This window comes from Kitasatospora sp. NPDC127111 (assembly GCF_042677465.1).
In the GTDB taxonomy this organism is placed as follows: Bacteria; Actinomycetota; Actinomycetes; order Streptomycetales; family Streptomycetaceae; genus Kitasatospora.
In genome coordinates this window covers 1-18,427 of record NZ_JBHXTG010000060.1, presented here as the reverse complement: position 1 = coordinate 18,427, position 18,427 = coordinate 1, and the positions used below count along the sequence as shown (strand labels likewise).

Annotated in this window: 16 protein-coding genes, 1 tRNA gene and 1 other RNA gene; 12 read left to right on the top strand and 6 right to left on the bottom strand. The window is 73.3% G+C overall.

What is annotated here, in order from left to right; all coding sequences use genetic code 11:
* Positions 1 to 154: 154 nt before the first annotated feature.
* Genes ACFVHB_RS29330 through ACFVHB_RS29320 form a run of 3 tightly spaced genes read right to left on the bottom strand, consistent with a single transcriptional unit; the run spans position 155 to position 2,509 of the window.
* Entirely contained in the window at positions 155 to 754 is a 600-nt protein-coding gene (locus ACFVHB_RS29330) for an LOG family protein (RefSeq protein WP_380328229.1), read from the bottom strand.
* The gene (locus ACFVHB_RS29325) at positions 751 to 1,623 is read right to left on the bottom strand and encodes a hypothetical protein (RefSeq protein WP_380328227.1); all 873 of its coding nucleotides are present in this window, start codon (positions 1,621 to 1,623) and stop codon (positions 751 to 753) included. Before ACFVHB_RS29325 ends, ACFVHB_RS29330 begins: the two co-directional genes overlap by 4 nt.
* Positions 1,624 to 1,675: 52 nt before the next feature.
* Entirely contained in the window at positions 1,676 to 2,509 is an 834-nt protein-coding gene (locus ACFVHB_RS29320; protein WP_380328225.1) for an aspartyl/asparaginyl beta-hydroxylase domain-containing protein, read from the bottom strand.
* 352 nt (positions 2,510 to 2,861) lie between these two features.
* On the opposite strand from ACFVHB_RS29320, the gene ACFVHB_RS29315 reads away from it, so the two are divergent.
* Both ACFVHB_RS29315 and ACFVHB_RS29310 read left to right on the top strand, forming a co-directional pair.
* Entirely contained in the window at positions 2,862 to 4,295 is a 1,434-nt protein-coding gene (locus ACFVHB_RS29315; RefSeq protein ID WP_380328223.1) for a hypothetical protein, read from the top strand.
* Positions 4,296 to 4,318: 23 nt separating this feature from the next.
* A complete protein-coding gene (locus tag ACFVHB_RS29310; protein WP_380328221.1) occupies positions 4,319 to 4,948 on the top strand; it encodes a GNAT family N-acetyltransferase in 630 nt (209 codons plus the stop codon).
* Positions 4,949 to 5,298: 350 nt separating this feature from the next.
* Here ACFVHB_RS29310 and ACFVHB_RS29305 read toward each other — a convergent pair.
* Positions 5,299 to 5,383 (bottom strand) — tRNA-Ser (locus ACFVHB_RS29305).
* A gap of 120 nt (positions 5,384 to 5,503) precedes the next feature.
* Here ACFVHB_RS29305 and ffs point away from each other — a divergent pair.
* From ffs to ACFVHB_RS29255, 10 genes are all read left to right on the top strand, one after another.
* Positions 5,504 to 5,600: signal recognition particle sRNA small type (gene ffs / locus ACFVHB_RS29300), an RNA gene on the top strand.
* Between the two features lie 68 nt (positions 5,601 to 5,668).
* Positions 5,669 to 7,849, top strand: a complete 2,181-nt coding sequence (locus ACFVHB_RS29295) for a DNA polymerase III subunit gamma and tau (protein ID WP_380328219.1) — start codon at positions 5,669 to 5,671, stop codon at positions 7,847 to 7,849.
* Positions 7,850 to 8,026: 177 nt separating this feature from the next.
* On the top strand, positions 8,027 to 8,365 hold the full coding sequence (locus ACFVHB_RS29290) for a YbaB/EbfC family nucleoid-associated protein (protein WP_148644036.1): 339 nt from the start codon (positions 8,027 to 8,029) through the stop codon (positions 8,363 to 8,365).
* A gap of 215 nt (positions 8,366 to 8,580) precedes the next feature.
* Entirely contained in the window at positions 8,581 to 9,180 is a 600-nt protein-coding gene (recR, locus tag ACFVHB_RS29285; protein WP_350575393.1) for a recombination mediator RecR, read from the top strand.
* Positions 9,173 to 9,883, top strand: a complete 711-nt coding sequence (locus ACFVHB_RS29280; RefSeq protein WP_380328216.1) for a DUF5063 domain-containing protein — start codon at positions 9,173 to 9,175, stop codon at positions 9,881 to 9,883. Before recR ends, ACFVHB_RS29280 begins: the two co-directional genes overlap by 8 nt.
* Before the next feature lie 329 nt (positions 9,884 to 10,212).
* Complete coding sequence (locus ACFVHB_RS29275) at positions 10,213 to 11,493, top strand: aspartate kinase (RefSeq protein WP_360181415.1); 1,281 nt, start codon at positions 10,213 to 10,215, stop codon at positions 11,491 to 11,493.
* Complete coding sequence (locus ACFVHB_RS29270) at positions 11,490 to 12,542, top strand: aspartate-semialdehyde dehydrogenase (protein WP_380328214.1); 1,053 nt, start codon at positions 11,490 to 11,492, stop codon at positions 12,540 to 12,542. Before ACFVHB_RS29275 ends, ACFVHB_RS29270 begins: the two co-directional genes overlap by 4 nt.
* Positions 12,543 to 12,795: 253 nt before the next feature.
* Positions 12,796 to 13,341 carry a SigE family RNA polymerase sigma factor gene (locus ACFVHB_RS29265; RefSeq protein WP_380328212.1) on the top strand — a complete coding sequence of 182 codons (546 nt, stop codon included), beginning with the start codon at positions 12,796 to 12,798 and terminating at the stop codon, positions 13,339 to 13,341.
* Entirely contained in the window at positions 13,334 to 14,656 is a 1,323-nt protein-coding gene (locus ACFVHB_RS29260; protein WP_380328210.1) for a hypothetical protein, read from the top strand. The genes ACFVHB_RS29265 and ACFVHB_RS29260 overlap by 8 nt, the downstream gene beginning before the upstream one ends.
* 323 nt (positions 14,657 to 14,979) lie before the next feature.
* Positions 14,980 to 15,774, top strand: a complete 795-nt coding sequence (locus tag ACFVHB_RS29255; RefSeq protein ID WP_380328209.1) for an SURF1 family protein — start codon at positions 14,980 to 14,982, stop codon at positions 15,772 to 15,774.
* A gap of 24 nt (positions 15,775 to 15,798) precedes the next feature.
* Here the strand turns inward: ACFVHB_RS29255 and ACFVHB_RS29250 are convergent, their stop codons facing one another.
* Together ACFVHB_RS29250 and ACFVHB_RS29245 are read right to left on the bottom strand one after the other, a co-directional pair.
* Positions 15,799 to 16,419, bottom strand: coding sequence for a hypothetical protein (locus tag ACFVHB_RS29250; RefSeq protein ID WP_380328207.1), 621 nt, complete (start codon positions 16,417 to 16,419; stop codon positions 15,799 to 15,801).
* Complete coding sequence (locus ACFVHB_RS29245; protein WP_380328205.1) at positions 16,416 to 18,356, bottom strand: S9 family peptidase; 1,941 nt, start codon at positions 18,354 to 18,356, stop codon at positions 16,416 to 16,418. Before ACFVHB_RS29245 ends, ACFVHB_RS29250 begins: the two co-directional genes overlap by 4 nt.
* Positions 18,357 to 18,427 lie beyond the last annotated feature (71 nt).

Sequence of the window (18,427 nt, the reverse complement as noted above, 5' to 3'; positions counted from 1 at the left end):
CGAGCCGTGTCGCGCAGCAGCTCGGGGTCGGCGGCGAGGCGGTACTCGTCGAAGTAGGCGCTGAGTTGAGTCCCGTCGGCGAGCTTGAACGGGGCGTTCACGCAGGCGGCTTCGGCGAGGCGGGCGGCGAGGCCGGCCGGCGTCGGGCTGGTGGTCATGCTCCTCCGATCGGGTTGGTGTCGAGCGTTGCCAGGTGGGTGCGGAATTCCTCGGCGGTCTCGGCGGCGCGCAGGAAGCCGAGGGGCCGGGTGGGGGTCTCGAAGAGCCACTTCTCCTCGTGAAGGAAGGTGAGGAGGCGAAGGGCGGCCGGTCCGGCGACGCAGACCGGTACGGGGCGGAGGGTGGTCGCGTAGTAGAGCGCGGCGGTCAGCTCGTGGAGGGTGCCGACGCCGCCGCCCATGGCGACGATCACGTTTGCGTGGTCCAAGTAGTGGTTGAGTCGGGCGCCGAGGTCGGGCAGGTGGACGGACATGGTGGTGTACGGGTTGAACGCGCCCCACTCGTCGTGTTTGCCGATCAGGGTTACCGCGGTGACGGTCGCGCCCTCGGAGGCGGCTCCGCGTGCGGCGGCCTCCATCAGGCCGTTGTAGCCGCCGTGCAGCAGCTGGTACCCGGCCTGGGCCAGGCTCCGGCCGATCTCCTCTGCCAGGATCTCCTCCTCGGCGGAGGCGGGGACGACGCCGCCGAAGAAGACGGCGGTCAGGCCCTCGCGGGCCCGGGTGGCGGCCGGGCCCGCGAGGTGGAGTGCGTTCACACCAGCTCCTGGTAGGTGCGGTAGGCGGTGATGGCGTCGTGCAGGCCGTCGAGCGCCTGCGGGCAGGCCCGCTCCACGAGGGCGAGCACCCGCTCGATCGCCGCGTTGACGTCGGTTGCCGCCGGGATCGCGGGGCCGCTGATCGCCGCGTCCAGGTCGCCCAGGCAGGCCCGGCCGATCGGGGTGACGGCGATCTCCTCGCGCAGCTGGTACCAGCCCCAGAACTGCGAGGCCGGCGCGAGGGCGGTCTTGATGAGGTCCTTCGTCGCGGTGTGCAGCCGGTGCCACTCCGAGTACGCGATGAACCGCTGGCCGCGCTTGATCCGCTTGTGCAGGAGCACGGCCAGGACCAGGTGCTCGATCAGCAGCTCGGTGCACGTGCGCGGCCGGGCGAGGAAGGCGGCGGCGAAGCTCTCGGCCACAGCGATGTCCGGCGTGGCCGCCGGCGTGGGCTTCCGGTCGAGGATGACAGCGGTGCTGACCGTCTCTCGCAGGCGCGGGATGCGGGAGGCGGGCGCGAGGTAGAGGTCGACCTGGCGGAGTCGGCCGTCGTCGGGGACGAGGAAGACCGTCCCGACTCCGCCGAGGTCGGCGACGATCGTGTCGCGCCATCCGGGCAGCAGCGCCCCGGCCTCGATGGACATCAGGGCGTCCAGGGCCTCGATGAAGGCCGGCAGCTGGGCGTCGTGCACGCCGACGACGAAGTCGACGTCGGAGAGGCGGTCGGCGGTGCCATGGGCCAGCGACCCACGGACCATCAGGTGGGTGACGGCCGGGGAGGTGGCCAGGATGTCGGCGAGCATGGACAGCAGCGGCAGCTGGGCGGGCCGGTTGGCGTGGGTGATCTCTGCCAGTTGCAGGGTGGGCATGCGCTTCTCCCTTCGGAGTGTGGGAATCGCGGGTGCGGGCTCCTGGGGCCGGTCAGGCCGTGAGGGCGAGCAGGCGGCGCTTGGCGGTGCCCCAGCGCGTCGCGGCCTCCATGTCGCCGAGGGAGGTGTGCAGTTCGGTGATCAGGTCGTAGGCCGTGCCCTCGGGCAGGGCGTAGGTGTAGAAGAGCCGCAGCAGCATCCGCTCGGCCGCCTTGGTGTAGCCCAGGGTGGCCATGCTGCGGGCGGTCTCCAGCTGTTCGGCCAGCACCGTCTGATCGGCGGTGGGCAGCGGCTCGGCGACCGCCGGGTGGAGCGCGGGGCGGCGAGCGAGGCGCCGGTACGCGTCGTCGGCGTACACGTCGGCGATCAGGTGGATCCGGTCCGGGCCGAGCAGGTTGCACACCCCGTGCGCGTAGGTCGGGGTGAGCCGCCAGATCCGGCCGCCGGCCATGTGGACCTTGGTGCCGCCGGTGACCAGGAAGGCGGAGCTGTTGGTGTGGAGCGGGATGTGCAGCCGGTGCCGCTCGACCTGGTCGAGCTCGTCGTAGTCGCGGTGTTCCCAGAGGAAGGCGTTGCCCTCCAGGCGGGCGAGCCGCACCCACATGAAGTTCAGGCCGAGGTCCGCCAGGAACGCGGCGGTGGCCGGCATCTGCCCGAGCAGGCCGGTCGGGCGGGCGGTGCAGTCGCCGATCGTCACGTCGGCGGCGTCGCCGGAGGCGTTCATGAGCGAGGTGGTCCACCAGCCACCGGACTGGTAGGCGCCGTACTCCGCCTTCCAGGGCGCCTGGGCGGTCAGGGCTTCGTGGCGCATCCGCTCCATCTGGGCGGAGTCCACGGCGTCCAGCTGGGCGATCTGCCCGGCCAGAGCGGTCAAGGTGCTGTCCATCGGTTCCCTCCCGTTGCCGGCCCCGAGCGGAGCCGGTGTGCACGTAGTGCTGGATGGTGTGGTTCGGACGGCGCTGCCGTTCGCAGCTACCGATCTCACGCTTCGCTGTCGAATATTCACGGAAAGCGAAGTGCCGTTCAGCATGGCCTTGGAGCCTGCGGCACCGATACGACGTGGCTGCCGTCGCGAACGCGCCGTCATCTCCGGCGCTGAGGAGCGGTCGACGACACCGTGCGTCATGACTGCCGTCATGGCTGCCGTCATCTGGGCCGCAAGGCCGCCGAAGGGGTTTCCTGCCGAACGCTCGTGGCTATCGTCGAATCAGACGAACGGGGACCGGAGAGGATCTGCCGTGGCTGAAACTCCCACGCTCTTACGGGTCTTGACGCTGGAGCGGCACTGGCAGGTCTATGAGACCTTCAGGATCCGATTCGAAGGCGCCGCGGCCCGGCTCGCCGAGGCTGAGACCGACCCGCGCCTTGCAGGGCTGTCGGTATCCAAGCGGCAGTTCGAGCGCTGGTACGGCGGTGCCGTGAAGACCAGGCCTTACCCGGACCAGTGCCGGGTCCTGGAAGCCATGTTCGGCGTCAGCGTCGACCAGCTGCTCGGACCCGCGCCCGCACGGCCCGACGTCCGTGTGGCGTCCCCGCTCGTCGTCGTTCCGCCGCCACGGCCGGTCCCTGTCCTCCTCCCACCCGAGCAGGCGCAGGTCCTGCCTGCTGGTGGCCCGTTCAGCAGCGAGACCCGCCTCGACGCGGGCACCACGGAATTGGAAAGGCAGGTCGCGATGGCGGCTCGTCGTGCGCTTCGCTTCACCGCGATGGCGGAAGGAAGCAGTGTCGGCCCGGAAACCCTGGGCCAGATCCAGGACGAGGTACGGCGACTCACGGTCGCCTACCCCAAACTCGCCCTGCCGACTCTGCTCGGCGACCTCGTCGAGGTCCAGGACCTGACCTTCCGCCTCCTGGAGCACGGCCGCGTCAAGCCCCTGCAAGCGCGCGAGCTGTATCTGCTCGCCGGCATCACCTCCGGCATGCTCGCCAAGGCCAGCCACGACCTGGGCAACCCGAGCGCCGCCATGATGCAGGCCCGTACCGCCTTCGTCTGTGCGGACAATGCCGACCACCACGCCATGCGCGGCTGGGTCCGTTCACTGCAGTCGCTCATCTCCTACTGGGCTGGCCGCCCGGCCGAGGCCGCCGACTACGCCGACCTCGGACAGGCCGCCGCCGGCAACGTCCGGGGCACCACGAGCGTCTGGCTCGCCTGTCTCTCCGCCCGCGCCCACGCCCTGCTCGGCGACGGCGAGGCGACTCGCGCCGCCATCCAGCGTGCCGAGGACGCCCGTGCCGTGGCCCAACCAGACGACCTGGACGCGTTCGGCGGCATCATGACCTTCCCGGTGCCGCGGCAGCTCTACTACGTCGCCGAGGCCACCGTGCACCTCGGCGAGGATCCCGCGCTCGGCGAGAGCCAGGCCGAGGCCGCAGTCACCGCCTACCGCACCGCCTCCGAGGACGAGTGGGCCTTCGGCGACGAGGCCGGCGCCCAGACTGACCTCGCGCTCGCCCGCCTCGCCCGAGGAGAGGTCGACGGCGCGGCCGAGGCCGTCCGCCCCGTGCTCGACCTGCCCATCGAGCAGCGGAACTTCGGCATCACCAGCAGTGCCCAGCGTGTCTACGCGGCCCTGCCGTCCGGCGGGCGACGCGCCGGCGGAGCGGAGGCCGATCTGCGCGAGGAGATCGAGGCGTTCACCGCCACCCCGACATCGGTCCTTATCCGGTGACCGCGCAGATAGGCTCCGCGGCCATGACCCCAGTCCACCTGGCCGGCCCCCGCCTGGCACTGCGCGAGATCGAGCACGAGGACACCGACGCTCTCCTGGCCATCTACGGCGACCCCGTGGCCACCCGGCACCTCAGCTTCGAGCCCCGCACCCGAGAACAGGTCCAGGCGATCGTCGACCGCTCGATGAACTCGGCGAAGGACAGCCCGAGGACCGAGTACGGCCTCGCGGTAACCCATCTCGACGACCACCGGCTGATCGGGTACGCCCGCCTGGCCACCGAACCCCAGCAGGCCGCCACCATCGGCTTCGCCCTCCACCAGGCGGAGTGGGGCAAGGGACTCGGCACCGAGACCGTGCATCTCCTGTGCGAGCTCGGGTTCAACATCCTCGGCCTGCACCGCATCTGGGCCGCTCGCTCACCGCTCAATGAGGCGTCCGCGCGGACGCTCCTCCGTGCCGGTATGACCGAGGACGGCCGCATCCGCGACCACGTCTTCGTACATGGCGCATGGCGCGACTCGATCACCTACTCGATCCTGGAGCACGAGTGGACCCCGATCGAGGGATGGCCCCCGACTCGGTCGTTCCCGATGTCACGAAAGGCACTCTCCCCGGCGGACCCGCCTGACGGCGTGTCGCACGGCAGGTGAAGCCGTGCTGACCGAGCTAGCTCCTTGCCCGGCCGCTCCACGGTGTCCATCAGCCAGTCGGTGGGGACGTTTGCCAGGTGCGCTTCCCAAATTGACCGGCTGAGGGCGTCGACGTCTGGAAGTTGCTCGGTGATCTTCCAGCCGTCAACCGGCGGAAGACCGGCCAGCAGGTCCTCCCAGCACGTACGAGGTCGTCGTACTCCGGTTCGGACCGCTTTGTCGAGTCCGGGGTGGGCATGAACGTTGCGGCTCGCTCAGGTCCACAGGGGAAGCCTCGCACGCGGCGGTAACTGCAACCACGAGACGACGAAGGCCCGGGCCGCGTGATGCGGTCCGGGCCTTCGTGAAGGCGGAGGATACGAGATTCGAACTCGTGAGGGATTGCTCCCAACACGCTTTCCAAGCGTGCGCCCTAGGCCTCTAGGCGAATCCTCCGTGGGAGAGCTTAGTACATGTTCAGGGGTGCTCGCGACCACGTATCTCGCAGGTGGGGGAGGCGCGTGACCTGCGGATCGGGGAGGTGGAGGTGTGGGGTGGGAATCCGGTACTGTGGGGAGCAGCCCCTCGTGTGGCGTTATCTCTCTGAACCCCCCCAGGGCCGGAAGGCAGCAAGGGTAGGAGGGCTCTGGCGGGTGCGCGGGGGGTCTTTGCGTTCCCGGGGGCCGGTGGGCCGGTCGAGGGGCGACGCGTTTGTCGGTCCGTCCCGATATCGTCGGTGGTGTGTCCCTAGCCCTGTACCGCCGCTATCGCCCCGAGACTTTCGCCGAGGTCATCGGGCAGGAGCACGTGACCGCTCCGCTCCAGCAGGCCCTGCGCAACAACAGGGTCAACCACGCGTACCTGTTCAGCGGCCCGCGCGGCTGCGGCAAGACGACGAGCGCGCGCATCCTGGCCCGCTGTCTGAACTGCGAGCAGGGGCCGACGCCGACGCCGTGCGGGGAGTGCCAGTCCTGCCGGGACCTCGCGACCGGCGGGCCCGGGTCGATCGACGTGATCGAGATCGACGCCGCCTCGCACGGTGGTGTGGACGACGCGCGTGAGCTGCGCGAGCGGGCGTTCTTCGCGCCGGTGCACAGCCGGTACAAGATCTTCATCCTGGACGAGGCGCACATGGTGACCTCGGCCGGCTTCAACGCGCTGCTGAAGGTGGTGGAGGAGCCGCCGGAGCACCTCAAGTTCATCTTCGCGACCACGGAGCCGGAGAAGGTGATCGGGACGATCCGCTCCCGGACGCACCACTACCCGTTCCGGCTGGTGCCGCCGGGCACGCTGCGCGACTACCTGGCGGAGGTCTGCGGGCGCGAGCGGATCCAGGTCGAGGACGCCGTCTTCCCGCTGGTGGTGCGGGCCGGTGCCGGGTCGGTGCGCGACTCGATGTCGGTGATGGACCAGCTGCTGGCCGGCGCCGGCGAGTCCGGTGTGACGTACCAGATGGCCACCGCGCTGCTCGGCTACACCGACTCGGCGCTGCTGGACGAGGTGGTGGACGCGTTCGCCGCGCACGACGGGGCGACGGTGTTCCAGGTGATCGACCGGGTGGTCGAGGGCGGGCACGACCCGCGCCGGTTCGTGACGGACCTGCTGGAGCGCCTGCGGGACCTGGTCATCCTGGCCACCGTGCCGGACGCCGGCGAGAAGGGGCTGATCGACGCCCCGGCGGACCGGGTCGCGATCATGCAGGCGCAGGCGGACGCGTTCGGGGCGGCCGAGCTGAGCCGGGCGGCCGACATCGTCAACACCGGGCTGACCGAGATGCGGGGGAACGCGGCGCCGAGGCTCCAGCTGGAGCTGATCTGCGCCCGGGTGATGCTGCCCGGCGCGTACAGCGACGAGCTGTCCCTGCAGGCGCGACTGGACAAGCTGGAGCGTCGCGCGGCGGCCGGCGGGTTCGCCGCCCCGATGGGCGCGGTGCCGCAGCTGGGCGCGGTGCCGCCGGTGGCCCCGGCCGCACCGATGGCCGCGGCGGCCCCGGTGGCGGCCGCCCCGGGGCCGGTGGAGGCCGTGCCGGCGCCCCCGGTCCAGGCCGCGCCGGTCCAGCAGGCGCCCGCGCCCGCTCCCGCGCCGTCCGGGCCAGCGCCCGGGGCGTGGCCGATCCCGCGCAGCTTCCCGCCGGCCGGCGGTGCGCCCGCGCAGCCGGCTCCGGCGGCACCGGCGCAGCCCGCGCCGGTGCAGGCACCGCCGGTCCAGGCGCAGCCCGTCCAGCAGGCTCCCGCCCCGGCCCAGCCCGCTCCGGCGGCGCCGGGCGGCGGCCAGCCGTCGGGCGCGGCGCAGCAGGGGGCCGCGCAGGTCCGGCAGCTGTGGCCGCAGATCCTGGAGGCGGTGAAGAACCGCCGCCGTTTCACGTGGATCCTGCTCAGCCAGAACGGGCAGGTGGCCGGGTTCGACGGCAGCGTGCTCCAGGTGTCGTTCATCAACGCGGGCGCCCGGGACAGCTTCGTCGGCAGCAACAGTGACGACGTGCTGCGGCAGGCGCTGTCGGACGCGCTCGGGGTGGACTGGCGGATCGAGTGCATCGTCGACCCGTCGGGCGGCTCGGCCGGCGGGGGCGGTGGTGGTCCGGCCCCGGCGGCGGGCGGAAACTTCGGCGGTGGCGGCGGTTGGGGTGCACCCCCGGCGCGTCCGGCGGCGTCCGCGCCCCCGATGCAGCCCGCCGCACCGGCGCCCGTGCCTGCTCCCGCGCCCGCTCCGATGGCCCCGCCGCCGTCGGCCCCGGTCGCCCCGGTGGCTCCGCCGCCGGTGCGGACGCCGTCCGCACCGGCGGGCCCGGCGGTCGCCCCGGAGGACGACATCCCGGAGGAGGACGACCCGGATCTCAACGAGGAGGCGTTCTCCGGCCAGGAGCTGATCATCCGCGAGCTGGGGGCGACCGTCCTGGAGGAGATCCGCCACAGCGGAGGCTGACGGCCACGGCGGCCGGCGACCGGCGGCCCGCAGCCGACGGGCGGCCACGGCGCCGACCGCCCGAGCCGACCGCCGGGGCCGACCCGCCGGGGCCGGCGCCGCCAGCACGTAGGCTCGTGACGACGAAGCAAGGCAAGCAGAGCAAGCAAGACGAACCCGAACGCAAGGGAGTGAGCCGTGTTCCCCGGTGGTGGCCAGCCCAACATGCAGCAGCTGCTCAAGCAGGCGCAGAAGATGCAGCAGGACCTCGCCAAGGCGCAGCAGGAGCTGGCCGAGGCGAAGGTGAACGGTTCGGCGGGCGGCGGCCTGGTCGAGGCCACGGTGACCGGTGCCGGTGAGCTGGTGGCGCTGACCATCGCCCCGGCCGCCGTCGACCCGGAGGACACCGAGACCCTGGCCGACCTGATCCTGGCGGCGGTCCGGGACGCGAACCAGACCGCGCAGAAGATGCAGGCCGAGCGGATGGGCCCGCTGACCCAGGGCCTGGGCGGCGGCATCCCGGGTCTGCCGTTCTGACGTCGTTCTGACGTCGCCCCGACGTCGTCGCGGTCCGACGCCGGCCCGGTCGGTCCGGGCTTCGGGCGTCATCACGGTCTGGAGTTCAACCGACGGACCTGTGTGATTTATGCGGGAGTCGGGCGTCGGGCGGTGTGCCCGGCGCCCGATTCGTTGGATGATGGCACCGGAGCACCCCGAGCGGTGCCCACCGACCACCCGAGGGAAGGCGCGACGTGTACGAGGGCGTGGTTCAGGACCTGATCGACGAACTGGGCAGGCTGCCCGGCGTCGGGCCCAAGAGCGCGCAGCGGATCGCCTTCCACGTCCTGCAGGCCGACCCCACCGACGTGCGCCGGCTGGCGCACGCGCTGCTGGAGGTCAAGGACAAGGTCCGGTTCTGCGTCGTCTGCGGCAACGTCGCGGAGGCCGAGCAGTGCCGGGTCTGCCTCGACCCGCGCCGCGATCTCGCGGTGATCTGCGTGGTCGAGGAGCCCAAGGACGTCGTCGCGATCGAGCGCACCCGCGAGTTCCGCGGCCGCTACCACGTGCTGGGCGGCGCGATCAGCCCGATCGAGGGCGTCGGACCGGACGACCTGCGGATCCGCGAGCTGCTGTCGCGGCTCGCGGACGGCACGGTCACCGAGCTGATCCTGGCCACCGACCCCAACCTGGAGGGGGAGGCGACCGCCACCTACCTGGCCCGGCTCTGCAAGCCGATGGGCCTGAAGGTGACCCGGCTGGCGAGCGGACTGCCCGTCGGCGGGGATCTGGAGTACGCGGACGAGGTCACCCTCGGTCGCGCCTTCGAAGGGAGACGACTGCTCGATGTCTGACCGGACGATCAACCAGCAGCCCCACACGCCCCACCAGGCCGGTCCGGAGCAGGACCGGCACGCCCCGCACACCCACGCGCACGGCTCGGAGCCGGACGACTTCGCGGTGCAGATCGCGGACTCGGTGGAGAGCTTCGTCCTCGCCGTCACCGAGGTCGCCAAGGGCGACGAGCCGGGCAGCGCCGTCTCGCTGCTCCTCCTGGAGGTCTCGCAGCTGCTGCTGGCCGGCGGCCGGCTCGGCGCCATCGAGGACGTCGTCCCGGAGGACCGGTTCGAGCCCGACACCGGCCCGGAGCCGGACGGCGAGCAGCTGCGCGAGCGGCTGGCCGAGCTGCTCGCGCCGATCGACGTCTACCACGAGGTCTTCGACCCGTACGGGCCGCCGGAGAAGCCGAACGCCTTCCGGATCTCGGACGACCTGGCCGGCGTGGTCAGCGAGCTGCAGCACGGGCTCACCCACTACCGGGAGGGGCGGGTCAGCGAGGCGCTCTGGTGGTGGCAGTTCTCGTACCTCTCCAACTGGGGCACGACCTGCACGGCGGTGCTCCGGGCGCTGCAGTCGCTGATCGCCCACGTCCGGCTGGACAGCCCGATCGGCGCGGTCCCGGACGGTGCGGACACCGACGACGACGGGCTCACCGACGAGCAGCTGGAGCAGCAGGCCGGCGATCTGATGGCGGCCGAACTGGGGCTCGGACGGTAGTCCGGGCGGGCCGCGGCCGTGGTTCCGGCCGCGGGCGCGGGGTGGTCCCGGGATTGTGACGGAAACCTCAGGGATCTCCGCCGAAGGGAAAACCCCGGGGTCCCCGTCCGTTCGTCCGCCGATTCTTCGGAGTGACGGCGGCCCGCCCGCAGACCTGCCGGTGGCCACCCCCGCACCGCCGCCCACCTGCTGAAACGGTCGTCTCATCATGTGGAAGGCGGCGGGCGCGGCACCCCTGCTCGGTAGACTGGCGCGGACCGCACAACCCCCGCCACCCGGGGGTGCGGGGGCCCCGGGCCCCCGGAAACGACACGAGTCGAGGAGCGCACGTGGGCCTTGTCGTGCAGAAGTACGGCGGCTCATCCGTTGCGGATGCCGAGGGCATCAAGCGCGTGGCCCGTCGAATCGTTGACGCCAAGAAGGCCGGCCATGAGGTCGTCGTCGTGGTGTCCGCGATGGGCGACACGACGGACGAGCTCATCGAACTCGCGGAGCAGGTGTCACCCCTCCCTGCCGGCCGCGAGTTCGACATGCTGCTGACCGCTGGAGAGCGCATCTCCATGGCCCTGCTGGCCATGGCGATCAAATCCCTGGGTCACGAGGCCCAGTCGTTCACGGGCAGCCAGGCCGGTGTGATCACCGACTCCGTCCACAACAAGGCGCGCATCATCGACGTGACGCCGGGCCGCATCCGCACCGCCCTGGACGAGGGCAACATCGCGATCGTGGCCGGCTTCCAGGGCGTCTCGCAGTCCAGCAAGGACATCACCACGCTCGGCCGCGGCGGCTCGGACACGACCGCCGTCGCCCTCGCCGCGGCCCTCAAGGCCGAGGTGTGCGAGATCTACACCGACGTGGACGGCGTGTTCACCGCCGACCCGCGCGTGGTGAAGAAGGCCCGCAAGATCGACTGGATCGCGTACGAGGACATGCTGGAGCTGGCCTCGTCCGGTTCCAAGGTGCTGCTCGACCGCTGCGTGGAGTACGCGCGGCGCTACAACATCCCGATTCACGTACGCTCGTCCTTCTCGGGCCTTCCCGGGACGATCGTCAGCAACGACAACCCGAACCAGCCCGAAGGGGGCGAGATGGAGCAGGCCATCATCTCCGGAGTCGCCCACGACACTTCGGAGGCCAAGGTCACCGTCGTCGGCGTGCCGGACAAGCCGGGCGAGGCCGCGCGCATCTTCCGCGCCATCGCCGACGCCGAGGTCAACATCGACATGGTGGTGCAGAACGTCTCCGCCGCGTCCACCGGGCTGACCGACATCTCCTTCACCCTGCCGAAGACCGAGGGCCAGAAGGCCATCGACGCGCTCGGCCGGGTCAAGGAGGGCATCGGCTACGAGTCGCTGCGCTACGACGACGCGATCGGCAAGATCTCCCTGGTCGGCGCCGGGATGCGCTCCAACCCGGGCGTCACCGCGACCTTCTTCGAGGCGCTCTCCGGGGCCGGCGTCAACATCGAGCTGATCTCCACCTCGGAGATCCGCATCTCGGTCGTCACCCGCGCCGAGGACGTGCCGGAGGCCGTGCGCGCCGTGCACACCGCCTTCGGGCTGGACAGCGAGTCGGACGAGGCGGTCGTCTACGGAGGCACCGGGCGATGACCCGGCGGCCGAACCTCGCCGTCGTCGGCGCCACCGGCGCGGTCGGCGAGGTACTGCTCGGCCTGCTCTCCCTCCGCCAGGACATCTGGGGCGAGGTGCGTCTCGTCGCCTCCCCGCGCTCGGCCGGCCGCAAGCTGACCGTGCGCGGGGAGCCGACCGAGGTGCTCCCGCTCGCCGAGGAGGCCTTCGACGGGATCGACGTCGCGGTGTTCGACGTCCCCGACGAGGTCTCCGCCCGCTGGGCGCCGGTCGCGGCCGCCAAGGGCGTCGTCGTGGTGGACGACTCCGCGGCGTTCCGGCTGGACGAGTCCGTCCCGCTGGTCGTCCCCGAGGTCAACGCGGCCGCGGCGCGGATCCGCCCGCGCGGCATCGTGGCCGGCCCCAACTGCGCCACCCTCGCGATGATCGCGGCGATCGGCGCGCTGCACGCCGAGTACGGGCTCAGCGAGCTCGTCGTCGCCTCCTACCAGGCGGCCTCCGGCGAGGGCCGGGCCGGCGTGGACGCCCTGCGCGAGCAGGTCGCGCTGGTGGCCGGCACCGAGGTCGGCGAACAGACCGGCGACCTGCGCGCGGTGATCGCCGACCAGGGCCCGTTCGCCGCCCCGCTGGCGCTGAACGCGGTGCCGTGGGCCGGCTCGCTGATGGACGGCGGCTGGTCCTCCGAGGAGCTGAAGCTCCGTGACGAGTCGCGCAAGATCCTCGGCCTGGCGGCGCTGAAGGTCTCCGCGACCTGCGTCCGCATCCCGGTGGTCCGCACCCACGCGCTGGCCGTGCACGCGGTCTTCGAACGCGAGGTCACCCAGGAGCACGCCCAGGAGATCCTCCGCGACGCCCCCGGCGTGGTGCTCTACGACGACCCGGCGGCGGGCGAGTTCCCCACCCCGAACGACGTGGTCGGCACCGACCCGGTCTGGGTCGGGCGGGTCCGCCGGGCGCTGGACGACCCGGCCGCGCTGGACCTCTTCCTCTGCGGCGACAACCTGCGCAAGGGCGCGGCGCTGAACGCGCTGCAGATCGCCGAGCTGGTGGCGGGCGAGCTGTCCGGCTGACGCCCCGTCGACGGCGCCCGTGCCCCCGGTGCCGAACGGACGGCCGCGGACCGGTTCCCTCCGAATCCCCTGGAGGCGGCTGCGGCCCATGCGGGAGAATGTCCCCCGGGCTGGGCAACCATGACAGGGGATCGAGTGTCCAACGGGCGTGGCGAACGTATTGGTGGGGGCAGGGGCGGGCATCTCGGCATCGGCCGTGGTGACGTTCCCGCCGCGCGCCCAGCGGCCTGCGGATAGGCCGGAAGCGAAACAGATGACGGCGGTCGCACCCGGCCCGGCGGACCCCGGTGCCGGCACCAGCGCGGGCACCAGCGAGGACCTGCTCACCGAGACCTACCAAGCCCACTACCGTTCGCTGCTGCGACTGGCGGCGCTGCTCCTGGACGACCTCTCGACCTGCGAGGACGTGGTCCAGGAGGCGTTCATCCGGGTGCACGCGGCCCGGCGCCGGGTGCGCGAGCCCGAGAAGACGCTCGCCTACCTGCGGCAGACCGTGGTCAACCTGTCCCGCTCCACGCTGCGACGGCGGATCCTCGGCCTGCGGCTGCTGCCGAAGCCCATGCCTGACATGGCCAGTGCAGAAGAAGGGGCCTACGATGCGCTGGAGCGCGATCAGTTGAAGGCCGCGTTGCGGGGTCTGCAACGCCGTCAGCGGGAGGTTCTGGTGCTGCGTTACTTCGTGGACATGACGGAGGCGCAGGTCGCGGAGACCCTGGGCATCTCGCTGGGCTCGGTGAAGGCGTACGGCTCACGGGGGCTCGCCGCGCTGCGGGTCCAGATGGAGGCCGGGCATGGCTGACGACAGGCGAGGACCCGGCGGCGGCCGGGACGGTGACGGTTTCCACGGTGGTGGCCTCGGCGGCACCGGCCTCCGCAGCGGGGCGCCCGCCGACCGGGGCCGGGGCGGTGCGGACGGGCTCAGCACGGAGGAGCTGCTGCTCCGTGAACTGATGCGGCGCGCGGTGGCCGAAGTCCAGCCCGACCCCACCGGACTGCACCGGATCCGCCGCGCGGTACCCCGGCGGCGGGCCGCCGTCCGCGGCGCCTGGACCGGTGCCGCCGCGCTGGTGCTCGCCGTCGCCATCGCACTGCCCGCCCTGCACGACGCCGACCACCTGGGCCTCTCCGGCGACCCCGGCTCGCCCAGCGCGCACGGCGGGACGGCCTCGGTCCCCGACGACGACGGCACGTCCGGCACCGACCCGCGCGGCGCGAACCAGTCCCCGCACCCCGACCCGGGGGCCCCCGGCGGCACCGGAAGCCCCTCCGGCCCCGCCAGCTCCTCGCCCAGCCCCTGGGCGAGCACCCTCAGCACCGGGCCCGGCTCGTCCGCGCCGGTCCCCGCGGCCAGCACCGGCGACGGCGACGGCACGCTGGTGCCGCTCTGCTCCCGGAGCGACCTCGGGCAGGGCTCCGCCCTGGTCGGCACCGCCGACGGGGAGGGGCGGATCTACGGGTACTTCACGGTGGTCAACACCTCCGCACACGCCTGTCGGCTCGGCGGGCCGGGCTCGGTCGCGGTCACCGGCACCACCGGGACGGACCCCGGCCGGATCCGGGTCACCGACCACACCGCCGGTGGCCCGGCCACCGGGCTGCCGTCCCCGGGCGCCGCGTCCGCCGCGGACACGACCGGCCCGGGGCTGCTGCTCGCGCCGCGGGCCGGCTACCGGGTGGACTTCGGCTGGGTGCCGGACGCCGCGGGCTGCCCGGCCAACGGCGGCGCCGCGCCCAGCACCACGGCGGGCCGGGGCAGCCTGGCCGGGTCGGGCACGGGCAGCACCTCGGGCACCCAGGCGGGCGGCCCGGGCGGGTCCGGTGGCGCGGCTCCGGCGATCGGCCCCTCGGCGGCGGCAGCCACCGGGGCGCCCCCGGCCTCCGCCTCGCCGACGGCCGGCCCGACCGGCGCCCCGAGCCCCACGGCCACCCCGAGCACCGGCCCCAGCACGCCGGCGGCCACCGTCACCCTCGCCCACACCCCGGCCCCGGGCAGCCCGTCCGCCGCGACCGCCGTCCTGCCGGGCGCCTGCTCGGGCACCGTCTACCGCACCGCCCCCCAGCCCCTCCAGGCCCCCTCGGCCCCCACGGCGTCCGCCTCACCGTCGGCGGGCTGAGCGCCGGAGCGGGGAGTCGGCGGGGCCGACTTCTGGTGTGCGGTCTCGTTCTCCGGTGCGGCCGGGCGCGTGTGGGTTCGCCTGGTGACGTGCACAGCAAGTCGGCGGGGCCGACTTCTGGTGCGGCGCTGTTGTCCGGTGCGGCCCGGGGGTGGGGGCGGGGTTCGTACGGTGGCTCGGACTGGCGCTGTCCTTCCGTGCGGCCCGGGCTCCTGTGAGGTCCGCGCCGTGGCCCGTACAGGAGGTCGGCGGGGCCGACTTTTCGTGCCCGGGGTCGACCCCTGTGGTCGGGAGGCGTGTGAGGAGTGGTTACCGTGGGGGGTGTGTACCGGTTCCTCCTCACCCCGCGCTGGCTGAGCGGCACCGCGCTGGCCGTGGTGGCCGTGGCGGTGTGCGTCTGGCTGGGCTCCTGGCAGCTCGGCCGGTTCGAGGACAAGGTCTCCTCGCACCAGGAGATCGGCACGTCGGTGGACGACGCCGGTGCGGCCAGGCCGCTCGGCGAGCTGCTCAGCAGCGCGCGGCCGCAGGTCACCACCGAAACCGTCGGCCGGGCCGTGACGGTGTCCGGCACCTTCGACCAGGACCACCAACTGCTCGTCCCCAACCGGGTGCTGGACGGCAAGCAGGGCTACTACGTGCTCACCCCGCTGCGCACCGGGGACGGCCGGGCCGTCGCCGTCGTCCGCGGTTGGGCGCCGGGCACGCCCGCCGAGGCCGGCACGGCCGCCGCCACCGCGGCGCCCGCGGGCGAGGTGACGGTGACCGGGCGGCTGCAGGCCGGCGAGACCGCGGGCAGCGGCGGCGCGGTGGCCGGCGGGCTCCCGGCCGGACAGCTCGGCACGATCAACCAGGCCGCGCTGGTCAACAAGCTCTCCTACGACGGCTGGTACGACGGCTGGGTCTCCGCGGACGCGGCGCCGGCCGGCCTGACCCCGGTGCCGACCGTGCAGCCCCAGGGCGGCAACGGGCTGAGCCTGCGGGCGTTCCAGAACCTCGGGTACACCCTGGAGTGGTTCGTCTTCGGCGGCTTCGTCGTCTTCATGTGGTTCCGCCTGGTGCGCCGCGAGGCGGAGGCCGAGCAGGACCGGGCCCTCGGGCTGGACCCGGTCCTGGAGTAGCCGTTCCGGCAGCGGCTCAGCGGGTCAGCGGGTCGGCTTCGCCGCCGGAACGCCGGGCACGGTCGGCAGCGTCGGGACGGACGGCGTCGGCGGCTTGCCGGACGTTCCCGGCAGGGCCGGGGACGACGGGGACACCGGGGAGGACGGAGCCGGGGAGGACACGGTCGGCGACGGCGCGTTCGACGGCGGCGGGCTGCCGCAGCGGCTGCCGTTCCCGCTGCCGTAGTCGTCGTCGTCATCGTCGTCGTAGTCGGTGTGGTGACGCACCTTGCGTCCGCTCTTGGAGCCCTTCGACCCGGACGACTTGGAGCCGGACGACTTCGACCCGGACCCGGACTTGGCGAGCACGACGACCCCGTCCTCCTCCTGGTCCGTGCCGTCGGTGCCGTCGGTGCCGTCCGTGCGGTCCGTGCCGTCCGTGCCGTCCGTGCGGACGAAGGCCGCCCGCACGGCGAGCGTCCCGCCGGAAGCGCTCGCCTTCACCGGAGCCGACGCCGAAGCGGTGGCCGAAGGCGAGGCCGTCGGCTGGGTCGACGGCGACGCCGGCGGCGGGCAGGCCGCCCCGGTGTCGTCCTGACCGGAGCAGCCGGTGAGCACCAGGACCCCGGCCACCCCCACCCCCACGATCGCGGCCAGACGTCTCACGCGGTCCCCCTGTTCTCCCGGTTCTCCTCGGCCGCCCGATTCTCCCCGACGCCGGCCGCGCCGGTGCCACCCGTACCGCCGCCACCCGTGGAGCCGCCCGTACCGAGGTGCCGCCGGACGAAGTCGATCTCCAGCCGGAGCTGCTTGATCCGCTCCTCCACCACCAGCGAGCCGTGCCCGGCGTCGTAGCGGTAGACCTCGTGCGGCTTGCCGAGCTGCTCCAGCCGCTCGACGTAGTTCTCGATCTGCCGGATCGGGCAGCGCGGGTCGTTGACCCCGGCGCTGATGTAGACCGGCACCCGCACCTGCTCGACGTAGGTGAGCGGGGAGGAGGCGGTCCAGCGCTCGGGCACCTCCTCGGGCGTGCCGCCGAAGAGCGTGCGGTCGAGCGACTTCAGCGCCTCCATCTCGTCGTCGTACGCGGTCAGGTAGTCCGCGACGGGGACGGCGGCGACGCCGAGCGCCCACTTCTCCGGCTGCACGCCGAGGCCGAGCAGCGTGAGGTAGCCGCCCCACGAGCCGCCGGTGAGGACCAGCCGGTCCGGGTCGGCGAGGCCGCTCGCCACCGCCCAGTCCCGGACGGCGCCGATGTCCTCCAGCTCGATCAGGCCGACCCGCTCGCGCAGCGCGTCCGTCCAGGCCTGGCCGTAGCCGGTGGAGCCGCGGTAGTTGACCCGGACCACCGCGAAGCCGTGGTCGAGCCAGGCGGCCGGGCCGGCGGCGAAGGAGTCGCTGTCGTGGTGGGTCGGCCCGCCGTGGATCTCGAAGACGGTCGGGAACGGGCCGTCGCCCTCCCCGGCACCGCCCGGCCGCTGGACCAGCGCGTGCACCGGCCCGCCGGGGCCGTCCACCCAGACGTCCTCGACCGGTACCGAGCCCGGCGGCACCGCGCCGGGCGCCCGCAGCACCACCGTGCCGGCGGTGGACCGCACGGCGGACGGCTCGGCGGCGGAGGACCAGAGGAACTCCACGGTGCCGTCCGGGCGGGCGGTCGCGCCGCCGACCGTGCCGCGCGGGGTGTCCAGCCGGGTGAGCACGCCCGTCTCCAGCGCGTACGAGAACAGCTCGCTGCGCGCCTCGTACTCGTGCTCGACCAGCAGCTCGGCCGCCCCCGGCCGCCACTGCGCGGAGACGTCGCCGGGCAGTTCGCGGCCCTGCTCGTCGCGGAGCGGCAACGCGGTCTCGACGCCGGTGGCGACGTCCCAGATCATCGGTTCCCAGCGGCCGGTGCGCTGGTGGGCGACCAGCAGCCGGGTGTCGCCCTCGACCGGGGCGAAGCCCAGGCAGGCGACGCCACGCGGCTCGGCGCGCCCGGTGACCTCGTCCAGCTCGGCGACGGTCGCGCCGTCCGAGAGCCGGACGATCCGGATCGCCGAGTGCATCGCGTCGCCGTGCTCGGTGTGGTCGATGGCGAGCAGCGTGCTGTCGTAGCTCAGGTCGCCGACGCCGCCGTACTCCTCGTGCCGGTAGATCTCCACGGCCTCGGCCGCGCCCGCACGAAGCAGGTGCAGCGTGGTGCCGTGCTCGTCGGTGGAGCGGCCGACCACCACCGTGCCGTCCCGGCCGAGGGCCAGGCCCGCCGAGTAGGAGGGGGCCAGGCCGGGCACGGCCTCCTCGTCGGGGCCCTCGGCGCCGTCCGGCCGGCCGGCGAAGGGCTGGCGGCGCCAGACGCCGAACTCGTCGCCGTCGTTGTCGTCGAACCACCAGACCCAGGCGCCGTCCGGGGACAGCTCGGCGTCGGTGGTGCCGTTCGGGCGGTCGGTGACCCGGCGGTGGGTGTCGTCGGCGCGGTCCCAGGCGTACACCTCGTAGGTGCCGGTGGCGTTGGACACGTACAGCGCCCGGTCGGGGGCGTCCTCCGCCCAGTCCGGCAGCGAAACGCGTGCCGCCCGGAACCGCTGCTCCCACGCCGGTACGGCGCTCTTCTCCTCGCTCATCCACCCATCCAACCCGATCGGGGGGAGCGAGCGGAACGGGCGGGTGGGGCCGACCGCCCACCCGCCCGTTC